Origin of the sequence: Streptomyces sp. NPDC057287 (assembly GCF_042667905.1) — a bacterium.
GTDB lineage: Bacteria > Actinomycetota > Actinomycetes > Streptomycetales > Streptomycetaceae > Streptomyces.
Map to the genome: position 1 here is coordinate 49,703 of NZ_JBHUYV010000022.1, position 19,583 is coordinate 69,285.

General features: G+C 73.3%; 16 protein-coding genes. 10 read left to right on the top strand and 6 right to left on the bottom strand.

The annotated features are described in order from the left end of the window. The first annotated feature begins 193 nt into the window (after positions 1-193). Positions 194-1,066 (top strand): sulfurtransferase, encoded by an 873-nt coding sequence (locus tag ACFUNE_RS32225; RefSeq protein WP_383575333.1) that lies wholly within the window; start codon positions 194-196, stop codon positions 1,064-1,066. Positions 1,067-1,106: 40 nt separating this feature from the next. On the opposite strand, the gene ACFUNE_RS32230 is transcribed toward ACFUNE_RS32225, so the two are convergent. Both ACFUNE_RS32230 and ACFUNE_RS32235 read right to left on the bottom strand, forming a co-directional pair. After that, a complete protein-coding gene (locus ACFUNE_RS32230) occupies positions 1,107-3,584 on the bottom strand; it encodes an ABC transporter permease (protein ID WP_383575335.1) in 2,478 nt (825 codons plus the stop codon). Next, a complete protein-coding gene (locus tag ACFUNE_RS32235) occupies positions 3,578-4,318 on the bottom strand; it encodes an ABC transporter ATP-binding protein (protein ID WP_383575337.1) in 741 nt (246 codons plus the stop codon). Before ACFUNE_RS32235 ends, ACFUNE_RS32230 begins: the two co-directional genes overlap by 7 nt. A 134-nt stretch (positions 4,319-4,452) precedes the next feature. Between ACFUNE_RS32235 and ACFUNE_RS32240 the strand changes: the two genes are divergently transcribed. Next, entirely contained in the window at positions 4,453-5,742 is a 1,290-nt protein-coding gene (locus ACFUNE_RS32240; protein WP_383575339.1) for a sensor histidine kinase, read from the top strand. A gap of 7 nt (positions 5,743-5,749) precedes the next feature. Further along, positions 5,750-6,394, top strand: a complete 645-nt coding sequence (locus ACFUNE_RS32245; protein ID WP_383575341.1) for a LuxR C-terminal-related transcriptional regulator — start codon at positions 5,750-5,752, stop codon at positions 6,392-6,394. Positions 6,395-6,562: 168 nt separating this feature from the next. Here the strand turns inward: ACFUNE_RS32245 and ACFUNE_RS32250 are convergent, their stop codons facing one another. The 3 genes from ACFUNE_RS32250 to ACFUNE_RS32260 form a co-directional block, all read right to left on the bottom strand. Continuing rightward, positions 6,563-7,243 carry a phosphotransferase gene (locus tag ACFUNE_RS32250; protein WP_383575343.1) on the bottom strand — a complete coding sequence of 227 codons (681 nt, stop codon included), beginning with the start codon at positions 7,241-7,243 and terminating at the stop codon, positions 6,563-6,565. Between the two features lie 37 nt (positions 7,244-7,280). Continuing rightward, positions 7,281-8,336, bottom strand: a complete 1,056-nt coding sequence (locus ACFUNE_RS32255; protein ID WP_383575345.1) for a DUF2804 domain-containing protein — start codon at positions 8,334-8,336, stop codon at positions 7,281-7,283. A 159-nt stretch (positions 8,337-8,495) separates the two neighbouring features. Then, positions 8,496-10,202 carry a bifunctional 3'-5' exonuclease/DNA polymerase gene (locus ACFUNE_RS32260; protein ID WP_383575347.1) on the bottom strand — a complete coding sequence of 569 codons (1,707 nt, stop codon included), beginning with the start codon at positions 10,200-10,202 and terminating at the stop codon, positions 8,496-8,498. A gap of 132 nt (positions 10,203-10,334) precedes the next feature. On the opposite strand from ACFUNE_RS32260, the gene ACFUNE_RS32265 reads away from it, so the two are divergent. The 4 genes from ACFUNE_RS32265 (at position 10,335) to ACFUNE_RS32280 (ending at position 15,270) form a co-directional block, all read left to right on the top strand. Continuing rightward, positions 10,335-11,297 carry an NADP-dependent oxidoreductase gene (locus ACFUNE_RS32265; RefSeq protein WP_383575349.1) on the top strand — a complete coding sequence of 321 codons (963 nt, stop codon included), beginning with the start codon at positions 10,335-10,337 and terminating at the stop codon, positions 11,295-11,297. A 58-nt stretch (positions 11,298-11,355) separates the two neighbouring features. Further along, positions 11,356-12,531 carry a DUF2786 domain-containing protein gene (locus tag ACFUNE_RS32270; RefSeq protein WP_383575350.1) on the top strand — a complete coding sequence of 392 codons (1,176 nt, stop codon included), beginning with the start codon at positions 11,356-11,358 and terminating at the stop codon, positions 12,529-12,531. Between the two features lie 54 nt (positions 12,532-12,585). Then, positions 12,586-14,667, top strand: a complete 2,082-nt coding sequence (locus tag ACFUNE_RS32275) for an FUSC family protein (protein WP_383575352.1) — start codon at positions 12,586-12,588, stop codon at positions 14,665-14,667. A 360-nt stretch (positions 14,668-15,027) separates the two neighbouring features. After that, the gene (locus ACFUNE_RS32280; protein ID WP_099173559.1) at positions 15,028-15,270 is read left to right on the top strand and encodes a DUF397 domain-containing protein; all 243 of its coding nucleotides are present in this window, start codon (positions 15,028-15,030) and stop codon (positions 15,268-15,270) included. A 147-nt stretch (positions 15,271-15,417) separates the two neighbouring features. Here the strand turns inward: ACFUNE_RS32280 and ACFUNE_RS32285 are convergent, their stop codons facing one another. Next, complete coding sequence (locus ACFUNE_RS32285; RefSeq protein WP_383575354.1) at positions 15,418-15,975, bottom strand: ATP-binding protein; 558 nt, start codon at positions 15,973-15,975, stop codon at positions 15,418-15,420. Between the two features lie 317 nt (positions 15,976-16,292). Here ACFUNE_RS32285 and ACFUNE_RS32290 point away from each other — a divergent pair, with 317 nt between their 5' ends. From ACFUNE_RS32290 to ACFUNE_RS32300, 3 genes are all read left to right on the top strand, one after another. Continuing rightward, the gene (locus tag ACFUNE_RS32290; RefSeq protein ID WP_383575356.1) at positions 16,293-17,177 is read left to right on the top strand and encodes a helix-turn-helix domain-containing protein; all 885 of its coding nucleotides are present in this window, start codon (positions 16,293-16,295) and stop codon (positions 17,175-17,177) included. 54 nt (positions 17,178-17,231) lie between these two features. Further along, positions 17,232-18,689 (top strand): aldehyde dehydrogenase family protein, encoded by a 1,458-nt coding sequence (locus ACFUNE_RS32295; protein ID WP_383575358.1) that lies wholly within the window; start codon positions 17,232-17,234, stop codon positions 18,687-18,689. 208 nt (positions 18,690-18,897) lie between these two features. Beyond that, positions 18,898-19,539: a PadR family transcriptional regulator gene (locus ACFUNE_RS32300; RefSeq protein ID WP_383575360.1), complete on the top strand. Its 642-nt coding sequence runs from the start codon at positions 18,898-18,900 to the stop codon at positions 19,537-19,539. Positions 19,540-19,583 lie beyond the last annotated feature (44 nt).

Below are 19,583 nucleotides of genomic sequence, written 5' to 3' on the forward strand. Positions count from 1 at the left end.
CGGGGCGCAGGTCGCGGGCCGGGCGCGCCCGGGCGGCAGCCCGTCCGCGACCGGTTGTCGGGGACGGCCCCGTCACTATGCTGGGCGGACCGCGACGGCCGGGATCCTCCAGGAACACGAGCCCGGGCACGCACCGGGAGCGGCGGACGCGTCACGGGCATGGGGAGCACTTCGACGCGGGGGGATGTCTTTCATGACCATCGAGCACGGGGAAACGGCCGCTGATGCCGGAGCGGAAGGCCCGGCCGCCCCGCTCGTGGACGCGGCCTGGCTCGCGAGCCGGCTCGCGGGGCCGGGAACCGTGGTCCTCGACGCCTCGGTGGGCGCGCACCGCGCGGTCGGCCGGTGCATCCCGGGGGCACGGCGCTTCGACATCGACGGCGCACTGTCCGACCACTCCGTGCCGTTGCCGCACACGATGCCGGAGGCGGCGGAGTTCGAGGAGCGGATGCGGGCCCTGGGGGTGGACGGTACGGACACCGTCGTCGTCTACGACGCCGCAGGGATCTACTCCAGCGCCCGCGCCTGGTGGATGCTCCGCGCGATGGGGTTCGACCGTGCCGCGGTGCTCGACGGAGGGCTGCCCGCCTGGGAGGCGGCCGGGCTCCCGGTGGACGAGCGTGAGCCCGGGAGTGCCGTGCGGCGGGCCGGTGGCTTCACGGCCAGCCCACGTCCCGGGGCACTGGTCGGCAGTGACGTGGTCGTGGAGGCCCTGGCCGACCCGCGCACTGCCGTCCTCGACGCACGCAGCCCCGCACGGTTCGCCGGTGAGGCGGCCGAGCCCCGGCCCGGGCTGCGCGGTGGCCATATGCCCGGGGCGGTGAATCTGCCCTTCGGCACGGTCCAGCGCGACGGCCTGATGCTCCCGGCGGAGCAACTCCGCGCCCTGTTCGAGGCGTCGGCGGGGGGCCGGGAGCGACTGGTCGTCAGCTGCGGGTCAGGTGTGACGGCGTGCGTCCTGGCGCTGGGGGCCGAACTCGCGGGATACCGCGAGGTGTCCGTGTACGACGGCTCATGGAGCGATTGGGGCCGGCCGTCGGAGCTGCCGGTCGAGACGGGCCCGTAGCCGGTCCGGGGTCACGCATCCGGCTCGTGACCCCGCCGCCTCACTCGCGGGTGCCCGCCACCCCGACCGGCCGCGCGCGCAGGGCCGCGAGCGCGGGAAGTACGGCGGAGACCGTGGCCGCCACGGCGCACGCGGCCAGTACCGCGCCGAGGGCCGCCCAGGGGACGGACAGCGGTGAACTCACCGAGAGGAGTTCCAGGGCGCCCTTCACCCCCAGCAGGTTCAGCCCGGCCACCGCCCCTCCCAGGACCGCGCCCACCGCGACCACCATCAGTGCCTCGACGGCCACCAACCGGAGCACCTGCGCCTTCGTGGCCCCGGTGAGCCGGAGAACCGCCAGGTCACGGACCCGGTCCGAGGTGGCCATGACCAGGGTGTTCGCCAGGGCGATCCCCGTGTACAGCAGAGCGATGCCGAGGATGAGCAGCAGGCCCGCCCGGGTGTTGCCTCCGGTGCGCGGGTCGTGGGCGCCGACCCAGGCCTCCCTCGTCATGACGGGGGTGCCGGTGTCGCGTCCGGCCTTCTCCAGGAGGGCGCGGACGGCCGAGGGGTCCGCTCCGTCGCGGAGTCGGACGTCGATGCGGTCGATCTCGGCGCCGGCGGCGTTCGCCGGGGTCACGTAGACGCCGTTGCTTCCGGTGCCGGTCCGCATCACGGCCGCGACGCGGAGCGACACCTTGCGGCCGTCGCCCAGCCAGACGCGCACGCGCCGGCCCACCGTCCGCGTCTCCCACTCCTCGTTGACGACGATGGAGTCGTCGTCCAGGTCGCCGATCCGGCCGGCGACGAGGGGCAGGCGGGCGGTCGCCGCCAGGCCGGCCGGATCGGCCGCCCTGGCCTCCGAGGAGATGAGCGCGGTGCCCTCCTCGAGGACGGTGACGCCGGTGGAGCGGGAGGCACTGGTCACCGTGCCCGGAACGCTCCGTACGCGCTGCACGAAGCGGGGGTCCAGCGGGCCGTTCCCGCCGGCCACGTAGTCCACGCCGGAGACGGCCGCCGCCGCCTCGGCGGCCTTCCCCTCGTTGATCGTGGCCACGGTGCCGAGCAGCGAGCCCGCCAGCGCGACGGTGATCAGGACCGGAGCGGCGACCGCGGCGGTACGACGGGTGCTGGTGGAGGCGTTCTGCCGGGCCAGCAGTCCGGTGGCACCGGGCAGCCGGGCGGGGAGCCAGGTGAGCAGCCGTGTCACCGGTCGCGCCAGGAGGGGGGCGAGCAGCGCGAAGCCGACGATGATCCACATGGGCTGGAGGATGTACGTCTTGCGCTTCAGTACGTCCCCGGGGTCGGTCACCAGGGACCAGGCCAGCAGCCCCAGCCCCGTCAGCAGGACTGCGGCGCCCGCCAGCAGGCGGCTCAGGGGCATCCCCCCGGTGTCGACGGCGGCGTCGCGGAGCGCCTCCACGGGCCGGATCCGGCCCGCCCGGTGGGAGGAGACGGCGACCCCGGCGAGGGCCACGACCAGCCCCGCCCAGAAGGCGGTGTGCAGCGGCCAGGTCGCGTCGCCGACGGCGAACCAGGCCGGGGCGAGCCCCTCGTCGACCAGCCGGCCGGCCAGCACCGGTGCGGCTGCCTCACCCAGCAGGCAGCCGGCGGCCGAGGCCGTGACGCCGGTCACGAGGGCCTCCAGGACGACCGTGCGCCGCACCTGGCCAGGTGTGGCGCCCGCCGTGCGGAGCAGCCCGAACTCCCTCCGGCGCTGGGCGACCGCGAAGGAGAACGTCGAGGCGACGACGAAGACCGAGACGAAACCGGTGATGCCGGCCGCGGTGCCGAGCAGGGCGTTGACGGCCGTCAGGGACTCGCTGTCCCGGTCGGGATCGGGGTCGGCGCGGTGCCGTTCGTCGCCGGTGAGCACGCTCATGCCGGGGAACCGCCCGGTCAGCCGGCGCACGGCGTCGGCGTCGGCGTGCACGGCCACCGCGTCGACGGCCGGGTGGAGGCGGGCCGCCTCGGCGTCACCGAAGAACACCGCCGTCCCGGACCCCGCGTCCGCCACGGTGCCGACGACCGTCCGGGTGGCCGTTCCCCCGGCAGTGCCGGGCGTGGTGATCCGGATCCGGGAGCCGGCGCGGATCCCCGCGGCCGCGTCCTCGGTCACGACGACCTCACCGGCCGCGGCCGGGGCACGGCCCGTGGTGAGGCGGTACGGGGCTTCGCCGGCGACGGACCACGGATGTCCCACGGCCTCCGCGCCCGCCAGACCGACGGCGAAGGTGCGGTCCACGGCCGTGCGCCCCAGCGCGGAGAGCCCGTCGGCCAGTGCCTCCGGGACCGGCCGGGGGTCGGTGAGCCGGGCCGTGCGCTCGCCCACAGCAGTGGGGACCCGGAGGGTGTCCGACGGCGCCACCACGACCGGGGCGCCGGCGAAGCGCTCCGGGGCGCGCTCCGGAGCGTCGAAGGTGGCGGCCAGCGCCAGGCCCGTCATGGCGATCAGCCCGACGCCCAGGGCGAGGGCGACGAAGGAACCGACGTAGGTGACCCAGCGGGTACGCATGGAGCGGAGGGCGGAGGTCAGCACGGGACCACCGCCAGGGCGGTCATGCGCGCGGCGATCTGTTCGGCGACCGGGTCGCACAGCTCGTCCCCTATCGATCCGTCGGCCAAAAACACCACGCGGTCCGCGTACGAGGCGGCGACCGGATCGTGCGTCACCATGATCACCGTCTGGCCGGCGTCGGCCATCGACCGCAGCAGCGTCAGGACCTCCCGGCCCGTACGGGAATCGAGCGCTCCGGTCGGCTCGTCGCCGAACAGCACCTCGGGGCGGGTGACCAGGGCCCGGGCCAGCGCGACACGTTGCTGCTGGCCGCCGGAGAGCTCGGTGGGCCGGTGCCGGGCCCGGGAGCCCAGGCCGACCTGCTCCAGCACCTCGCGCACCTCCGCGCGCCGGGGTCTGCGGCCCGCGAGCCGCAGGGGGAGCGCCACGTTCTGCTCGGCGGTGAGGGCGGGCAGCAGATTGAAGGCCTGGAAGACGAATCCGATCCGCTCGCGGCGCAGCAGGGTCAGCTTCCGCTCGCTCAGCCCGGTCATCTCCGTATCCCCGAGGAACACCCGGCCGGACGTGGGCCGGTCGAGGCCGGCCGTGCACTGGAGGAGGGTCGACTTCCCCGAACCGGACGGTCCCATGATCGCGGTGAAGGAGCCGCGGGGGACGGAGAGGCTGACTCCGTCCAGCGCGGTGACCGCGTCGGCGGCCCTGCCGAAGGACCTGGTGACGGTGTCGAGCCGGATGGCTGCGGGTTGCTGGTTCATGGGTTCCACTCAACCGTCGGCGCGCGGCGCCCACATCGCAGCGAGGGGGAGTCCTCGGGGTGGAGCCGGCTCCACCAACGGCCCCCCGCTCGCCGGGTGGTGGTGGACGGTCCTTGCTGTCTACGGTGCGGCGCATGAGCTCACTCACCCTCCGGCAGGCCCTCGTGCGCCGCCGCTATCTCCTCGGCGGCTGGCCGTGGCGCGCGGCGCTGTACCTGCTGAGCAGCATCCCGGCCGGGATGGCCCTCCTCGTCTGCGTCCTGCTACTGGCCGCCGTGGGCGGTGCCCTCTCCCTCGTGCTCGTCGGTCTTCCGCTCCTGCTGATGCTCGCGCTCATCGGCATACCGGTGGCCGCCGTGGAGCGGCGCAGGCTGCGGCTGGTCGACCCCGTGCCGCTCGGTGATCCGCACCGGGCTCCGGCGCGCGCCGGCCTGGGTGCGTGGCTGCGCACCCGGCTCCGGGAGCGGGCCACCTGGCGGGAGTTCGGATACGCGCTGCTGTTCGCCGGGGTGCTCTGGCCCCTGGAGGGCCTGGTCGTCGGGGGCGCACTGGCCGTCTGCGGGGGGCTGCTGGCGACGCCGGCCGTCATGGCGGCGGTCACCGGGGGCGAGGAGGTGCGGGTGCTGAAGCTGTATCTCGCGGACTCGTATCCGCAGGCCTTCGCCCTGGCCCTGCTGGGCCTGGCGCTGCTGCCGGTCCTGGCCTACCCGCTCGGATGGGCGGCGGTGGCGCGCGGGGCCCTGACACGCGCCGTGCTGTCGGCGGGGGTCGATGGACTCGGCGACCGTATCGCGGAGTTGGGGCGCTCGCGGATGCGGCTGGTGGACGCCTTCGAGGCGGAGCGCCGCCGGATCGAGCGGGATCTGCACGACGGGGCGCAGCAGCGGCTCGTCGCCCTGTCGATGACGCTCGGGCTGGCCAGGCTGGAGAGCCCGGCCGAGCCGCTGGGCGGGCTGCTGGCCAAGGCGCACGAGGAGGCGGGGGAGGCACTGGTGGAGATCAGGGAACTCATCCGGGGCATCCACCCGCAGGTCCTGACCGACCGGGGTCTGGCCGCGGCGGTCGAGGACGTCGCCGACCGCTCGGCCGTGCCCGTCGAGGTGGATCTCGACCTGCCGGAGCGGCTGCCGCAACCGGTGGAGACCGCCGTGTACTTCGCTCTCTGCGAGGCGCTGGCCAATGTGGGCAGGCACAGCGGGGCGAGCCGGGCGTGGGTGACGGGGCGGGACGACGGGGAACGGCTGACCGTCGAGGTGCGGGACGACGGTGCCGGGGGCGCGGCGACGACCGGGGGCACCGGGCTGCAGGGGGTCGCCGACCGGCTCTCCGTACTGGACGGACGGCTGCTACTGTCCAGCCCGGCCGGGGGGCCGACCGTGCTCCGGCTGGACGTTCCCCGGGTCCCCGCTCACCTGGTCGAATGAGGGTTGGATGCTGCGCGTCGTGCTGGCCGAGGACAGTGTGCTCCTGAGGGAGGGTCTCGTAGGCCTGCTGGAGAGGTTCGGCCACCAGGTGGTGGCCGCCGTCGGCACCGCCGGTGAACTCACCGCCGCCGTCGCCGAGCACGGACCGGACATCGTCGTGACGGACGTGCGGATGCCGCCCGGCTTCTCCGACGAGGGGCTCCGGGCCGCCGTTTCCCTGCGGGAGACCCGGCCCCGGCTGCCCGTGCTGGTCCTCAGCCAGTACGTCCAGCGGGCGTATGCCGAGGAGTTGCTCGACTCCTGCGACGGTACGGGCGTGGGCTACCTCCTGAAGGAGCGCGTCGGGAAGGTGGAGGAGTTCGTCGACGCCCTCCAGCGGGTCGCCGAGGGCGGCACCGTCGTCGACCCGGAAGTGGTGCGTCAGTTGCTGAGGCACCGCCGCGACCCGCTGTCGCGGCTGACGGCGCGGGAGCAGGAGGTGCTGGCCCTGATGGCTGAGGGCCGGTCGAACGCCTCGGTCGCCCAGGCGCTGACGGTGAGTGAGGGCACGGTCAGCAAGCACTTCGGCTCGATCCTCACCAAGCTCGACCTCTCCCTGACCGACGCGACGAACCGCAGGGTGCTGGCCGTGCTGGCCTATCTGCGGAAGTGAGCGGGCCGGTCCGCACGCGGCGGCCGGAGGGGCGTCAGCCGTACGGCGAGGCGAGGCGAGGCGAGGGGCGGCCGGCCGGAGGCGCTGTCAGTCGTCCGCGAGGTGAGAGGCCGTCAGTCGTACGCTTAGGTGAGAGGCCGTCAGTCGTACGCCGAGGTGAGGGGACCGTCAGCCCGCCAGTGTCGCGACCAGTTCCGCCGCTTCGTCCAGCACCGCCGTCTCGTGCGCGGTGAGCCCCGGGTCCGCGGCGCGCAGGACGGTCGCGCGGGCCAGCGCGGCGGCCGGTACGCCGCCGTCGTCGGCGAACCGGGAGAGCAGCGTCGCCAGCAGCCCCCGCACCTGGGCTCCGGCGGGGAACGACGGGTCGAGGGCCACCTGGGCGAGGATCAGCGAGGTCATGGCCCGGTCCAGCGCAGGCGGGCCCTCGGAGGCCGTCAGCCAGTCGATCACCATCGCGCCCTCCGGGGCGAGGACCACGTTCTCCGGGTGCAGGTCCAGGTGCAGGATCCGGTCCTCGGGGTCCTGGGAGAGACGCGGGGGGATCGCGTGCAGCTCCCGCAGGAGCCGGGCCAGCAGCTCCGCGCCGTCGTCCTCGGTCACCGCGCCCGCCAGCAGCGCCTCGGCCAGCGTCGGCCCGGTCAGCCGCTGCAGCACCAGGTCCGTGCGGAGCGCGTCCCCGGCCGGCGGCCCTATGCGCGGGACCGGGAAGCCCGAGGCCGAGAGGTACGACATCACGGCCAGTTCACCGGTGGCGTCGAGGCCGTGGCGGTAGCGGCGCAGGACCCAGGAGCCGTCGAGTGCGTACACGTCGGCGGTGCGTCCCGAGCCCAGGAGTGGGCCTATATGCATGAGGGGAAACCTACCCGCGCCGTCCGGCCCGGGGGAGTCACCAGCGCATGTGAACATCCTCGGCCCAGCCCAGGAGCTGTTCCACGGCGATCTCCCCGCCGTCGTCCGTGTGGATCCGGCCGTTGTAGTGGCCGAACCGCTGGTCGGTGCGGTTGGCGATCAGGCCGACGTCCGTGTGCACCGCCCGGTTGTGGAACGGGGTGAACGTCAGATCCACCTGGCCGGACGAGGGCGTACGGACGGTCCAGGGAGCCAGCGGGTCGGAGACGGACCACTGCCAGTCCAGCTCCTCGCCGATCTTGGTGAGCCTGCCGTCCACGCAGAGGCCGTTCTCGGTGGAGCCGGTGCCCTCCGTCCAGCGGCCGCCGAACTGGAGCCCTACGGTGTGCCCTCCCGTACGGCCCGACGCGGCCCCCCAGTTCCAGTCGACCGTGCGCGGCCAGCGGCCCCGGCCGTGGTCCAGGACGGCCCACGTCTCGTTGCCCTCACCGCCGAAGGTCAGGATCTCGGCCCCGATGCGCACCCGGCCGGAGGCGGGGAGCGCGGTGTGTTTCGAGGTGTACTGGAAGCGCTGCTCACTCCAGGGCACGACGACCGAGAGCGACTCGTGCCCTTCCGGCCGCGACACCAGGAGGCCGACCTCCAGCGGCAGCCGCTCCGGGGTCAGGCAGCGGGCCCGCAGCCTCGTCCCGGCGTTCTCGTCACGGATCTCGACACGCACCTTGCCGCCGGTCGGACGTGCCGGGCCGACGACCACGTCCTCGGAGCCAGGGGCCCCGGCGATGGTGTCCGGAAGGCGGACGCCCCGGCCGGCGGGGACGATCGAGGAGCACTCGAACTCGCGCCCGCCGGGGCCGAACTCCAGGACGTAGACCGAGTTCAGGGCCAGGAAGTCGAGGTCGCTCACGGTCAGGGCCACCAGATGGGTGGGCGTGGTCACGCACCAGTGCTCCCACCGCTTCGTACGGCCCCAGCCCCGCAGATTGGCCCGGTGCAGCGGCGTCCTGGACCAGCCGACCGCCGCCGGATTCAGGCCTCCGTCGGGCAGGCAGAGGTCGACGGGCTCGGTGATCTCGTGCTCGTGCGTCGCCATGGCCGGAGCCTATAGCGGCATGACGCGCTGCCCGGGTACGGCTCCGGGGCGCGCCGGGTGCGCCTCCCCGGGCCCTCGGGAGCGGGAGACGCGGGCGGACTCGCGGAGGTCCGGGGCCGGGCGCGCTCCCGGTCCGGGCGCCCGCTCGGCGGCGGGGGACTACTTGGCGTCCGAGTAGCGCTCGACGACAGCCGTGCTGAAGGGGAAGCGCACCGGCGTCTCCCCGAACGCGACCCGTCCGGCCAGCTCCCCGGCCTCGCGGATCGCGGCCACCACGGCGGGCGCCTCGTCGGCGGGGCAGTGCACGATCACCTCGTCGTGCTGGAAGAACACCAGCTCGGCCCGCATCCCGTCGGCGGCGAGCGTCTGCCGCAGGGCGGCCAGGAGCAGCAGAGCCCACTCCGCGGCACTCCCCTGGACCACGAAGTTCCGGGTGAAGCGGCCCCGCGCGCGGGCGTTCGACGAGGCGTAGCCCGGGGTGATCCCGTAGGAGCCGGTGCTCCCCCCGGCCGGCGGCTCCTCACTCTCCTGCGGGATGCCCGCCTCCCCGTCCTCGCCCGACCCGGCGGCGGGCGGGCTCGTGCGGCCCAGCCAGGTGCGGACGAGCCGGCCCTCCTCCCCGGCCTTCGCCGCATCGTCGACGTAGGCCACCGCGTGGGGGAAGCGGCGCCGCAGGGCCGCCAGGTTCTTCAGGCCGTCGCCCGAGGTCTGCCCGTAGACCGCGCCCAGCAGCGCGATCTTCGCGTGGTCCCGGTCGCCCTGGAACGCCCGGTCGGACAGGGCCTTGTAGAGGTCGCCCTCGTGGCCGGCCACCTCCATGAGCCCGCGGTCACGGGAGATCGCGGCCAGCACGCGCGGCTCCATCTGGTCGGCGTCCGCCACGACCAGCCGCCAGCCCTCGTCGGCGACGACCGCCCGGCGGATCACCTTGGGGATCTGCAGGGCCCCGCCGCCGTTGGTCGTCCAGCGCCCGGTGACCGTGCCCCCCGGCTGGTACTCGGGGCGGAAGCGGCCCTCGCGCACCCAGTCCTGGAGCCAGCTCCAGCCGTGCGCGGTCCACACCCGGTACAGCTTCTTGTAGCGGATGAGCGGCTCCACCGCCGGGTGGTCGAGCTCCTCCAGCTCCCAGCGCCGGGTGGACTTCACCTTGATCCCGGCCTGCGCGAACGCCTTCACGACATCGGCCGGCAGATCGGGGCGCACCCGTCTGCCGAACGCCGCCGACACCTCGTCCGCCGCCTCGGCCAGCCTGCGGGGCTCCCCTCCGCCCGCGTAGCGCTCGCCGAGCAGGTCGTTCAGCACCTCGCGGTGCACATCGGCCCGCCAGGGAAGGCCGCGTCCGTTCATCTCGGCGGCGACCAGCATGCCCGCGGACTCCGCCGCCGTGAGCAGGCGCATCCTGCCGGGGTGCTCCGTCTTCTCGTGGCGGCGCAGCTGCTCCGCGTAGACCTCCAGGAGCGCCTCGAACGGCAGGTCGGTGCCGGAGAGGGGCTCGAAGAGGGAGGACTGGGAGCCGGGCTCGGCCGAGCGGGCCGGCGGATCGGGCGGAACCGGGGCGTTGCGCAGCCGGGCCCAGGCCGCCGCGGCGGAGCGGGGCTCCCCGAGCCGCCCCTCGTGGCCGAGCAGCAGCAGCTCCGCGCACTCGATGTCGTAGCACCGCTCGACCCGCACCCCCGCCGCGAGCAGCCGGGGGTAGACCCCGGCGGTCGAACGCCAGACCCAGCGGGCCACCCCGGGGCGGGAGCGGACGGACTCGGCGAGGTCGGGCTCGGCCAGGACGGGGCCGTCGGGCAGACCGTCGCTCGTCAGTGGCACGAGGAGTGCGCCGCCCCCCTCCGCGGTGGCCAGAGCCCAACGTTCGGTCATGAACCGAGTCTTGCACCCGGCACTGACAGAGGCCCCGGCTCGCCGGGCGGGCGCGCCCGACTGCCGCGAGGATCGGAGTGCGGTGCGTGCGGCGCGCGCCGGGAGCGAGGCGAGGACGCGGAGGAGACGCTTGTGGAAGCGATCGTGTACGAGGAGTTCGGCGGCCCCGAGGTGCTGCGCCGTGCCCGGGTCGACGACGTCCACGCCGGCCCGGGGGAGATCCGGGTGGCGGTCAGGGCCGCGGGGGTCAACCCGGTCGACTACAAGATCCGCAACGGCTGGATGGAGGCGGCGTTCCCCACCCCGCTGCCCGCCACACCCGGCAGCGAGTTCGCCGGAGTCGTCGACGAGACGGGGGAGGGCGTCACGGAGTTCGCGGTCGGCGACGAGGTCCTCGGCCGGAGCACGACGGGGGCGTACGCGGAGTACGTGCTGGCCGACGTGGGCGCCGTCGCACGCAAGCCGGAGGTCCTGGGCTGGGCGGAGGCCGCCGCGCTGCCGGTCGCGACGGCGACCGCCACCCGGGTGCTGGACGAGCTCGCGGTGTCCGACGGCGAGACCCTGCTGGTGCACGGGGCCTCGGGGGCGGTCGGCTCCGCCGCGGTCCAGCTGGCCGTCGCGCGGGGCGCCACCGTCGTCGGGACCGCCTCGCCGGCCAACCACGACTACCTGCGGGTGCTCGGCGCGATCCCGGTGGCGTACGGGGAAGGCCTGGTGGACCGGGTGCGGGAGGCCGCGCCCCAGGGTGTGGACGCGGTGTTCGACGTCGCCGGCAGGGGCGCGCTGGCGGATTCGGTGGAGCTGCGCGGCGGCACACCCGACCGGGTCTCCACCATCGCCGACCCCGACGCGGCGCACTTCGGCGTGGCCTTCTCGGCGGGCGGCGGGAACAGCCCCGACGAGAGCAGGCGGCTCGGCGAGTACGCGCAGGCGGCGGCGGTGGGCGGCCTGCGGATCCAGGTCGAGCGGACCTTCGCGCTCGGTGAGGCGGGACGGGCCCAGGAGCTGAGCGAGGCAGGGCATGTGCGCGGCAAGCTCGTCCTGCTTCCCGGGGCCCACCAGGGCCCGCGCCCGGATCGGCCGGACCGGGCCTGATCGGGGAGCGGGGTCCGGTGCCGTGCACGGGCGGCGGGCCGCCGCCTACCCTTGCCGCATGGAATCGGTGATCGACCGGGCGTGTGCCGCGGCCCTGTACTCGGACGGCGACGCGGGCCTGGACACCGGCGCATCCCTCCTCGCCGCCGACCCCTCTGCCGACGAGGAGCTGCACCGCCGGGGCGAGGAGTTCGTCCGGCGCGCCTGGGAGCGCGGCTGGCAGCCCGCCGACGTCGTACGGACCGTCCGTCGCGAGCTGGACGAGTCCGGTGCCGCGCTCGTCTCCGCCCTGATCACGGCGGAGACGGCGGGATACGGGCAGCTCCCCCCGCGCTGGGCGGACCAGTGCGCCGCGCTGCCCGTCCCGGCACCGCGCAACCGGCCCGACCGCTTCACCTACGCCTCCGCGCTCCTGGAGCTGTACCGGCTGCTGCTGCGGCTGCCGGCCATCGAGCCGGCCGGGCCCCGGCCCGGCACGTCCGCCGCCGGCACTCCGCACGGGCCGCCCGCGCACGGCGAGCCCCGCATGCTGACCAGGATCCGGGCGCTGCTCGCCAAGGCGGAGGCGACCGGTTTCCCGGAGGAGGCCGAGGCGCTCACCACCAAGGCGCAGGAACTGATGGCCCGGCACAGCATCGACGAGGCGCTCCTCGCCGCCCGTACGCACAGCGCCGAGACCCCGGGCGCACTGCGGATAGGGGTCGACGCGCCGTACGAGAGCGCGAAGGCGGTCCTGCTCGACTCGGTCGCGTCGGCGAACCGCTGCCGGGCCGTGTGGAACAGCGATCTCGGCTTCACCACGGTCGTGGGCTTCGAGCCGGACCTGGAGGCCGTGGAGCTGCTCTTCACCTCCCTGCTGGTGCAGGGCACCGCCGCGATGACGAAGGCGGAGGCCGGGCAGCGCGCCGGCGGGCGCAAGCGGACCAAGACCTTCCGGCAGTCGTTCCTGATGGCGTACGCCCAGCGTCTGGGCAGCCGCCTGGCGGCGGACACCGCGCGGGTCACCGCGGCGGCCGGATCCGAGGGCGGCGCAGGCGGCGGGGGAGGCTCCGGGGCCCTGCTGCCGGTCCTCGCCGCACGGGACGTCGCCGTCACGGACACCGCGGAGCGGATGTTCCCGCGGACCACCACGACCCGGCTGCGCGGGGCGACGGACGCCGAGGGCTGGACCCACGGCACGGCAGCGGCCGACCGGGCCCGAATGGGCGGGGGAGGGCCGGAAATCCGCCGTTAGGTCAAGAGGGCGGCTTAAGTCGGAGTTGTCGGAGAATCCGGTTAGGCTCGGTCCATGAGCTGGCTCCGGGCGCTGAGGGAGACCGCCCGCTCGGGGCTGACGATCGAGCGCAGGCGTCTCGAACCGCTCATCGCGGTGCGCGGCGCGGCGGGCCTCGCCCTCGTGGTCGGGATGAGCCTGGCGCTCTTCGGGCCGTCGATCGCCGCCGGCTCCGCCTTCGGCGCCTTCCAGGCGGCCATCGCCACGTTCCAGCGCAGTTGGCGCCCCCGGCCGGTGCTCGCCCTGGTCTCCGGTGCCAGCCTGGCCGTGTCGACGTTCGTCGGCTACGTCACCGTGTCCCACACCGTGCTGTTCCTCGCACTCCTGATCCTCTGGACGTTCGCCGCCGGGATGGCCTGGGCAGCCGGCCCGACGGGCGGCATCATCGCCGGCTCCAACGTCGCGATCATGCTGGTCACGATCACCCTGCCCACCTCCGTGGCCGACGCGGCCGCGCACGCCGCGATGATGGCGGTGGGCGGGTTCGTCCAGGCGGCGCTGATCGTGCTGTTCCCGGTGCGCCGGTGGGGCGCGCAGCGCGACGCGCTCGCGGACGCCCTCGCCGGCGAGGCCGACTACGCCCGCAGGCTGCGGCACGACCCGGTCGCGCCCTTCGATCCCGTACCGCTGATGGCCGCGCGCAACGCCGCCGCCGTGACCCCACGCCAGGCCCGGCGGCGCCCCACCGACCTGCACGGCGCGCGGGGGGTCGCCGAACGGCTGCGGCCGGTCCTCGCCTCGCTCGCGGACCCCGCCCTGGGGGTACCGGCCGAGGGCCCGGAACGCTACTGGGCGCGGGAGATCCTCGGCGCGGCCGGATCCCTGCTCGACTCCGCGGCCCGGGCGGTGCGCCACGGCGACCCCGTGCGCCTGGACGAGACGGCGCTGTCGGTGCTGAAGTCCCCCGACACCGAGGTCATCCTGACCGGCCCGCCCCGCCGGGCCGCCGACCGGCTCGTCTCCCTGCTCGCCGACGTCATCGAGATCGCCGAGGGCACCGGTACGGACGACAGGACGCCGGGCGAGCCCCTCGTCCCGCACCGCCGCCGGCCCACCCTGCTCAAGCTGGTCCCGGTGATCTACGGCTCCATGCGCCGGGAGATGCGGCGCGGGTCGACGATCCTGCGGCACGCCGAGCGGATGTCCGCCGTGGCCGTGTCGGGCTACCTCCTGGGGTCGGTGCTGCCGCTCGGGCACGGCTACTGGGCGCCGATGACCGCCGTGATGGTGATGCGCCCGGAGTTCACCCAGACGTACGCGCGGTCCGTGGCCCGCTTCCTGGGCACGGTGCTCGGTGTCGCCGTCGCCACCGGGATCGTGCAGGTCGTCCACCCGAACGCGCCGTTCTCAGCCCTGCTCGCCGTAGTGAGCGCCGGTCTGATGTACCTGCTGATGCGGACGGGATACGCGGTCAGCCAGGTCTGCGTCTCCGCCTACGTCGTCTTCCTGCTCGGCATGGCAGGCGACGACTGGTCGCAGACCGTGCCCGAACGGGTCGTCCTGACCCTCATCGGCGGGCTCCTCGCGATGGTGGCGTACGCCGTCTACCCGGCCTGGGAGACCCCGCGGCTGCGCGACCGGCTCGCGGGCTGGGTGATCACGGACGGGCGTTACGCGGCCACGGTCCTCGACCGGTACGCCGATCCCGCGTCCAGGAGCCTGGAGGATGTGCGCACCGCCCTGCTCACCACCCGGGAGGCGCGCGTCGCCTGGCAGGAGGCGCTGGAGAGGGCCCGGCACGAGCCGGTCCGCCACCGGGGCATCGCCCGTACCTCCGCCGCGGACGCCCAGGACGCGCTCGCCCAGTTCGGCCGGGTCGCGATGCTGATGGAGGCCCATCTGCCCGCCGCGTCCGCCACGTCCGTGCCCGAGGCGGCCGCCCTGGCCGACGCGGTGCGCCGGGCCACCGAGGAGGGCGCGAAGGCGGTGCGGGAGCGCCGCGTCCCGGACTGGGAGCCGGTCAGGCAGGCGCTGGTGCGCAGGGACGACGACTCGGGGCCACCGCCCGATTCCTTCGTGCGCAACGGGGCCACGCTGCTGCTCCGCGCCCTGGAGGACTTCTCGCGTGCGCTGGAGATCAGCAGCGGGCGGGCCTGAGAAGGGCCGGGCCGCATGCGGTCGGCGAGAACGCGGAGGTGGGACCGGCGGCGACAGGAGTGCCGGGGCGCGGAAGCCCGCCCGTACGGAGTTCCCTTGTGGATTCCGCAGCCGAAAGTCCGGGCCGAGCGGACAGGGGTGTAGAGAACAACTCCCTGAAGTGGGAGCCAAATTGGCGTTCCGTTCGTCTGTTCCTCATAGAGGTGGGGGAAGGGCGAACGGTCCGCCGAGTGGATCAGGGAAAAACTGTAATCATGTGCGCACCCCCCGTGCACGTGCATCTGCTCATGCATTGGCATATGAACACAGCTATGATCCGAGCTAGTTGACACTTGCACCTTGCAACTCGGGGAGCGTCCTGTGCACCACGTGTACAACGGCATGGCGGCCACAGAGCTTCGCGGGGTCGTCTGGCAGAAGAGCAGACACAGCAACTCCCAGGGATCGTGCGTGGAGTTCGCGAAACTGCCCGGAGGAAATGTGGCGATGCGGAACTCGCGCCACCCCGACGGGCCCGCACTCGTCTATACGCCGGCGGAGATCGAGGCGCTGCTGCTGGGCGTCAAGGACGGGGAGTTCGACCACCTGGCCGCGGGCGCCTGACACCGGCCGCTCGGCCGCGGGCGCCTCGACTCACGTCCGCCCGCCAGGACCGGGGCACACGTCCGCCCGCCGGTTCCGGTGGCACGCCCCGCGACGCGTTCCGTACCGCCCGAGCCACGCGTTCCGTACTGCCGGAGCAGGGCGTACCTACAGGGCGTCGGGGAACGCGTCGACCGGACCCGGCTCCGGCGCCACGCGTTCCGTCAGCCGGAACAGTGCCCAGACCACCTTGCCGAACCCACCGTCGGGTGACGTGTCCCCGGCCGGTACGGGAGAGGGGTGCCAGCCCCAGCTGTCGCTGAACGACTCGACCAGGAACAGGCCCCGGCCGGACTCGGCCGAATCGGGCGCCTCGCCCGCGACCGGTCCCTTCTCACTGGGATCGCGCACCGCGCACACCAGGCGCGAGGCCCAGCGCATCAGGTGCAGCCGTACGGTGGTGTCGTGGTGCTCCCGCACGGCATCGGCCGGCAGGGCGTGCCGCAGCGCGTTGGTGACCAGCTCGGACACGACCAGGGCGACATCGTCGAAGTGGTCGCCCAGGTCCCAGGAGGACAGGGTCGTGCGGGTGAATCTCCGCGCCCCGCCCACCGCTTCGAACCGGGCCGGCAGCGTGCAGGTGGCCGAGCCCGCGACCGCCGAGGCGTCGATGGGTGGAAGCCCCTGCCGTAACGGCGCGAGCATCGTCGATCCATTCGTCCCCATGCGAGGCACTCCCGGGATTCGCGGCTGTAGCGGCACTGCTGCTGTCGGGCACTGCGGGTACGGCGGCACAACACGAACGAGCACGCAGGTGCGCGAGGGCCATGGTTCCGAATGCGCGGAGCAGATGCAAGGGCAGATGCACGTGCACGCGCGGGATCTGCCCGTAGCGTGCCGGTTCGGACTCATTTCTTCCACTTCACAGTTTTGGAGCTTTCGGAAAGTCTTGCCATTTCTGTAATCGAATGAGTACGGGGTGAAGCGTTTTGGTGGCAGAATCCGCCTCCGGGGTTCGGGGGAGCCCCGGAGTACGGGAAGCGATGGGGAGGGTCGGTAAGCCGGTGTCGGCAGGCGAGTCGAGTGGTTCTGTGGTGCGGCGCATCCTGCTGGGCTCACAGCTCAGGCGCCTGCGTGAGTCGCGCGGCATCACCCGTGAGGCGGCCGGCTACTCCATCCGCGCCTCCGAATCAAAGATCAGCCGCATGGAGTTGGGACGGGTGAGCTTCAAGGCCAGGGACGTCGAGGACCTGCTCACGCTGTACGGAGTCACGGACGAGGTGGAGCGGGAATCCCTCCTCGGCCTGGCCCGTGAGGCCAATGTGGCGGGCTGGTGGCACAGTTACGGCGATGTGCTGCCCGGCTGGTTCCAGACGTATATCGGTCTGGAGGGGGCGGCATCGCTCATCCGGATCTACGAAGTCCAGTTCGTCCACGGGCTGTTGCAGACCGAGGCCTACGCCCATGCGGTCGTGGCCCGTGGCATGCCGGGCGCGCCGCCGGCCGAGATCGACCGAAGGGTCGCGCTGAGGCTGGCGCGGCAGAAGGCGCTCGTCTCCGAGCGGGCTCCCCGCTTCCACGCCGTGCTGGACGAGGCGGCGCTGCGCCGTCCGTACGGCGGGCGTGAAGTGATGCGTGCGCAACTGCGGCATCTGATCGACATGTCGGAGCAGCCGAACATCACTCTCCAGGTGATGCCCTTCAGCTTCGGTGGGCACGCCGGCGAGAGCGGGTCATTCACCATGCTGCGCTTCCCGGAATCCGATCTGTCGGACATCGTCTATCTGGAGCAGCTGACAAGTGCGCTCTATCTGGACAAGGCCGAAGAAGTCGCCCAGTACGAAAAGGCCATGGCCCGGCTTCACGAGGACAGTCCGGGGCCCGAGGAGAGCCGGGATCTTCTCCGGGGACTCCTTCAACTGACCTGATACGCCAGTACCATGACTGTCCGACAGGAGTCTGTGCCTGCAGTAAGGGATTGCATGTCCTTCCTCAGTGAACTGGCCCATCAGTACATCGACGGCGAGTGGCTGACCGGCAACGGTGAGTGGGACATCATTGATTTCAATCCCTACAACGGCGAAAAACTCTGCTCCATCACCGTGGCCACCGCGGCGGAAGTCGATCTGGCTTACCGGGCGGCCGAACGCGCGCAGCGGGAATGGGCGGCCGTCAGTCCTTATGCGCGGCGGGACATTCTCGAGAAGGCCGTACGGCTCGTCGGGGAGCGCGGCGACCAGATCGCCGAGCTGATCGTCGACGAGCTCGGCGGGACCCGGTCGAGGGCCGCGTACGAGGTGCGTGCCGCGCAGGAGTTCCTGCGCGAGGCCGCCGGGCAGGCGATCCGACCGGTGGCCGGGCTGCTGCCCTCGGTCGCCGACGGCAAGGAGAACCGGGTCTACCGGCTGCCCGTCGGGGTGATCGGGGTGATCAGCGCCTTCAACTTCCCCTTCCTGGTGACGATGAAGACCGTCGCGCCCGCGCTCGCGCTCGGGAACGCGGTCGTGGTGAAGCCCCATCAGAACGCGCCGATAGCCGGCGGAGGGCTGGTCGCCCGGATCTTCGAGGACGCGGGGCTGCCCGCAGGACTCCTCAACGTCCTGGTCACCGACAGCGCCGAGATCGGTGACAGCTTCATCGAGCACCCCGTGCCCAAGGTGATCTCCTTCACCGGCTCGGACCGGGTCGGCCGGCATGTGGCCGCCGTCGCCGCCGGGCTCTTCAAGAGGACCATCCTCGAACTGAGCGGCAACAGCGCCTTGGTCGTCCTGGAGGACGCCGACCTCGACCACGCCGTCCGGGCCGCCGTCTACAGCCGTTTCCTGTTCCAGGGGCAGGTCAGCATGGCCGCCAACCGCATCCTGGTGGACCGGTCGGTGGAGAAGGACTTCACCGAGAGGTTCACGGCCGCGGTCTCCGCCCTTCCGTCGGGGGATCCGCGTGACCCGGACACCCGTATCGGACCGGTCATCAGCGCCTTCCAGGCCGAGGCGCTGACCGCGCTGGTCGACGGAGCGGTCGAGGCCGGCGCCACCGCGCTCGTCCGGGGCCGCACGCGCGGCAACCTCGTCGAACCCACCGTGCTGGCCGGACTGCCGGAGGGGTCACCGCTGCTGGAGCAGGAGATCTTCGGCCCCGTGGCGCTGCTGGTGCCGTTCGACGGCGAGGACGACGCCGTGCGCCTCGTCAACGACAGCCCCTACGGGCTGAGCGGCGCCGTCCATACGGCGGACGCCGAGCGCGGTGTCCGGTTCGCCCGGCGGATCACCGGTGGGATGTTCCACGTCAACGGTGCGACCGTGCAGGACGATCCGGGGGTCGCGTTCGGGGGCGGGAAGAGCTCCGGCATGGGGCGGCTGAACGGCGAGGCCGCAGTGGAGGCGTTCACCACCCGGAAGTGGATTTCGGTGCAGCACGGGCGGACGGTCTTCCCCTTCTGACGCGGGCCGGCGAGGGCGGGGCGCGGTGTGCTCCCGGCCGTCCTCCGGCGGGAGGCGGGACGCAGGGGCCGGGCGGCGGAGGCCGGGCGGCGGTGTGCGGGGTGGCGGTGTGCGGGGTGGCGGTGTGCGGGGTGGCGGTACGCCCCTCGATCCGGTCGCCGATGAGGCGGGCTACCCTGGTCAAAGTTGATTACAGAGGGTGGGTGCGATGTCGGCGATCCGTCTCCTGGTCCTGGGGGCCGTGCGTCAGCACGGCCGCGCGCACGGCTACCAGGTGCGCAACGACCTGGAGTACTGGGGCGCCCACGAGTGGTCCAACGCCAAGCCCGGATCGATCTACCACGCGCTGAAACAGATGGCGAAGCAGGGACTGCTGCTCGCCCATGAGATCGCCCCGTCCACGGCGGGCGGTCCGCCCCGCACCGAGTACGAGATCACCGACCGGGGCGCCGAGGAGTACTTCACCCTGCTGCGGGCCGCGCTGACCTCGTACGACCAGGGTGTGGACGTGCTCTCGGCCGGACTCGGGTTCATCGTCGATCTGGACCGGGCCGAGGCGGTGGCCCTCCTGCGGGAGCGCGTCGCCGCCATCGAGGGGTGGAGGGCGTCGGTCACGGAGCACTACACCCCCTCCGAGGGGCCGGAGGCGCTCGGGCACATCGGCGAGATCATGAACATGTGGGTCCACTCCGCGGATGCGGGGGCCGAATGGACCCGGGGGCTGATCGCCCGTATCGAGGCGGGGGCGTACACCTTCTCGGGTGAGGGTGATCCCTTCGTCGGGGTGCTCTCCGAGGGGCAGGAGAACCCCTACGCGACGGGTGTCCCCGACTCGGGGGATTCCCGCTAATCAAGTTTGACGAATGGAGTCGGCGGGTTTACCTTCGGGCTAGT

Bases quoted from the DNA above. Each gene is read 5' to 3' on its own strand.
- ACFUNE_RS32275 (WP_383575352.1), top strand. From the start codon at position 12,586: ATGAGCTGGCTCCGGGCGCTGAGGGAGACCGCCCGCTCGGGGCTGACG.
- ACFUNE_RS32290 (WP_383575356.1), top strand. From the start codon at position 16,293: ATGGGGAGGGTCGGTAAGCCGGTGTCGGCAGGCGAGTCGAGTGGTTCT.
- ACFUNE_RS32245 (WP_383575341.1), top strand. From the start codon at position 5,750: ATGCTGCGCGTCGTGCTGGCCGAGGACAGTGTGCTCCTGAGGGAGGGT.
- ACFUNE_RS32285 (WP_383575354.1), bottom strand. From the start codon at position 15,975: ATGGGGACGAATGGATCGACGATGCTCGCGCCGTTACGGCAGGGGCTT.
- ACFUNE_RS32270 (WP_383575350.1), top strand. From the start codon at position 11,356: ATGGAATCGGTGATCGACCGGGCGTGTGCCGCGGCCCTGTACTCGGAC.
- ACFUNE_RS32240 (WP_383575339.1), top strand. From the start codon at position 4,453: ATGAGCTCACTCACCCTCCGGCAGGCCCTCGTGCGCCGCCGCTATCTC.
- ACFUNE_RS32295 (WP_383575358.1), top strand. From the start codon at position 17,232: ATGTCCTTCCTCAGTGAACTGGCCCATCAGTACATCGACGGCGAGTGG.
- ACFUNE_RS32250 (WP_383575343.1), bottom strand. From the start codon at position 7,243: ATGCATATAGGCCCACTCCTGGGCTCGGGACGCACCGCCGACGTGTAC.
- ACFUNE_RS32300 (WP_383575360.1), top strand. From the start codon at position 18,898: ATGTCGGCGATCCGTCTCCTGGTCCTGGGGGCCGTGCGTCAGCACGGC.
- ACFUNE_RS32235 (WP_383575337.1), bottom strand. From the start codon at position 4,318: ATGAACCAGCAACCCGCAGCCATCCGGCTCGACACCGTCACCAGGTCC.
- ACFUNE_RS32255 (WP_383575345.1), bottom strand. From the start codon at position 8,336: ATGGCGACGCACGAGCACGAGATCACCGAGCCCGTCGACCTCTGCCTG.
- ACFUNE_RS32260 (WP_383575347.1), bottom strand. From the start codon at position 10,202: ATGACCGAACGTTGGGCTCTGGCCACCGCGGAGGGGGGCGGCGCACTC.
- ACFUNE_RS32225 (WP_383575333.1), top strand. From the start codon at position 194: ATGACCATCGAGCACGGGGAAACGGCCGCTGATGCCGGAGCGGAAGGC.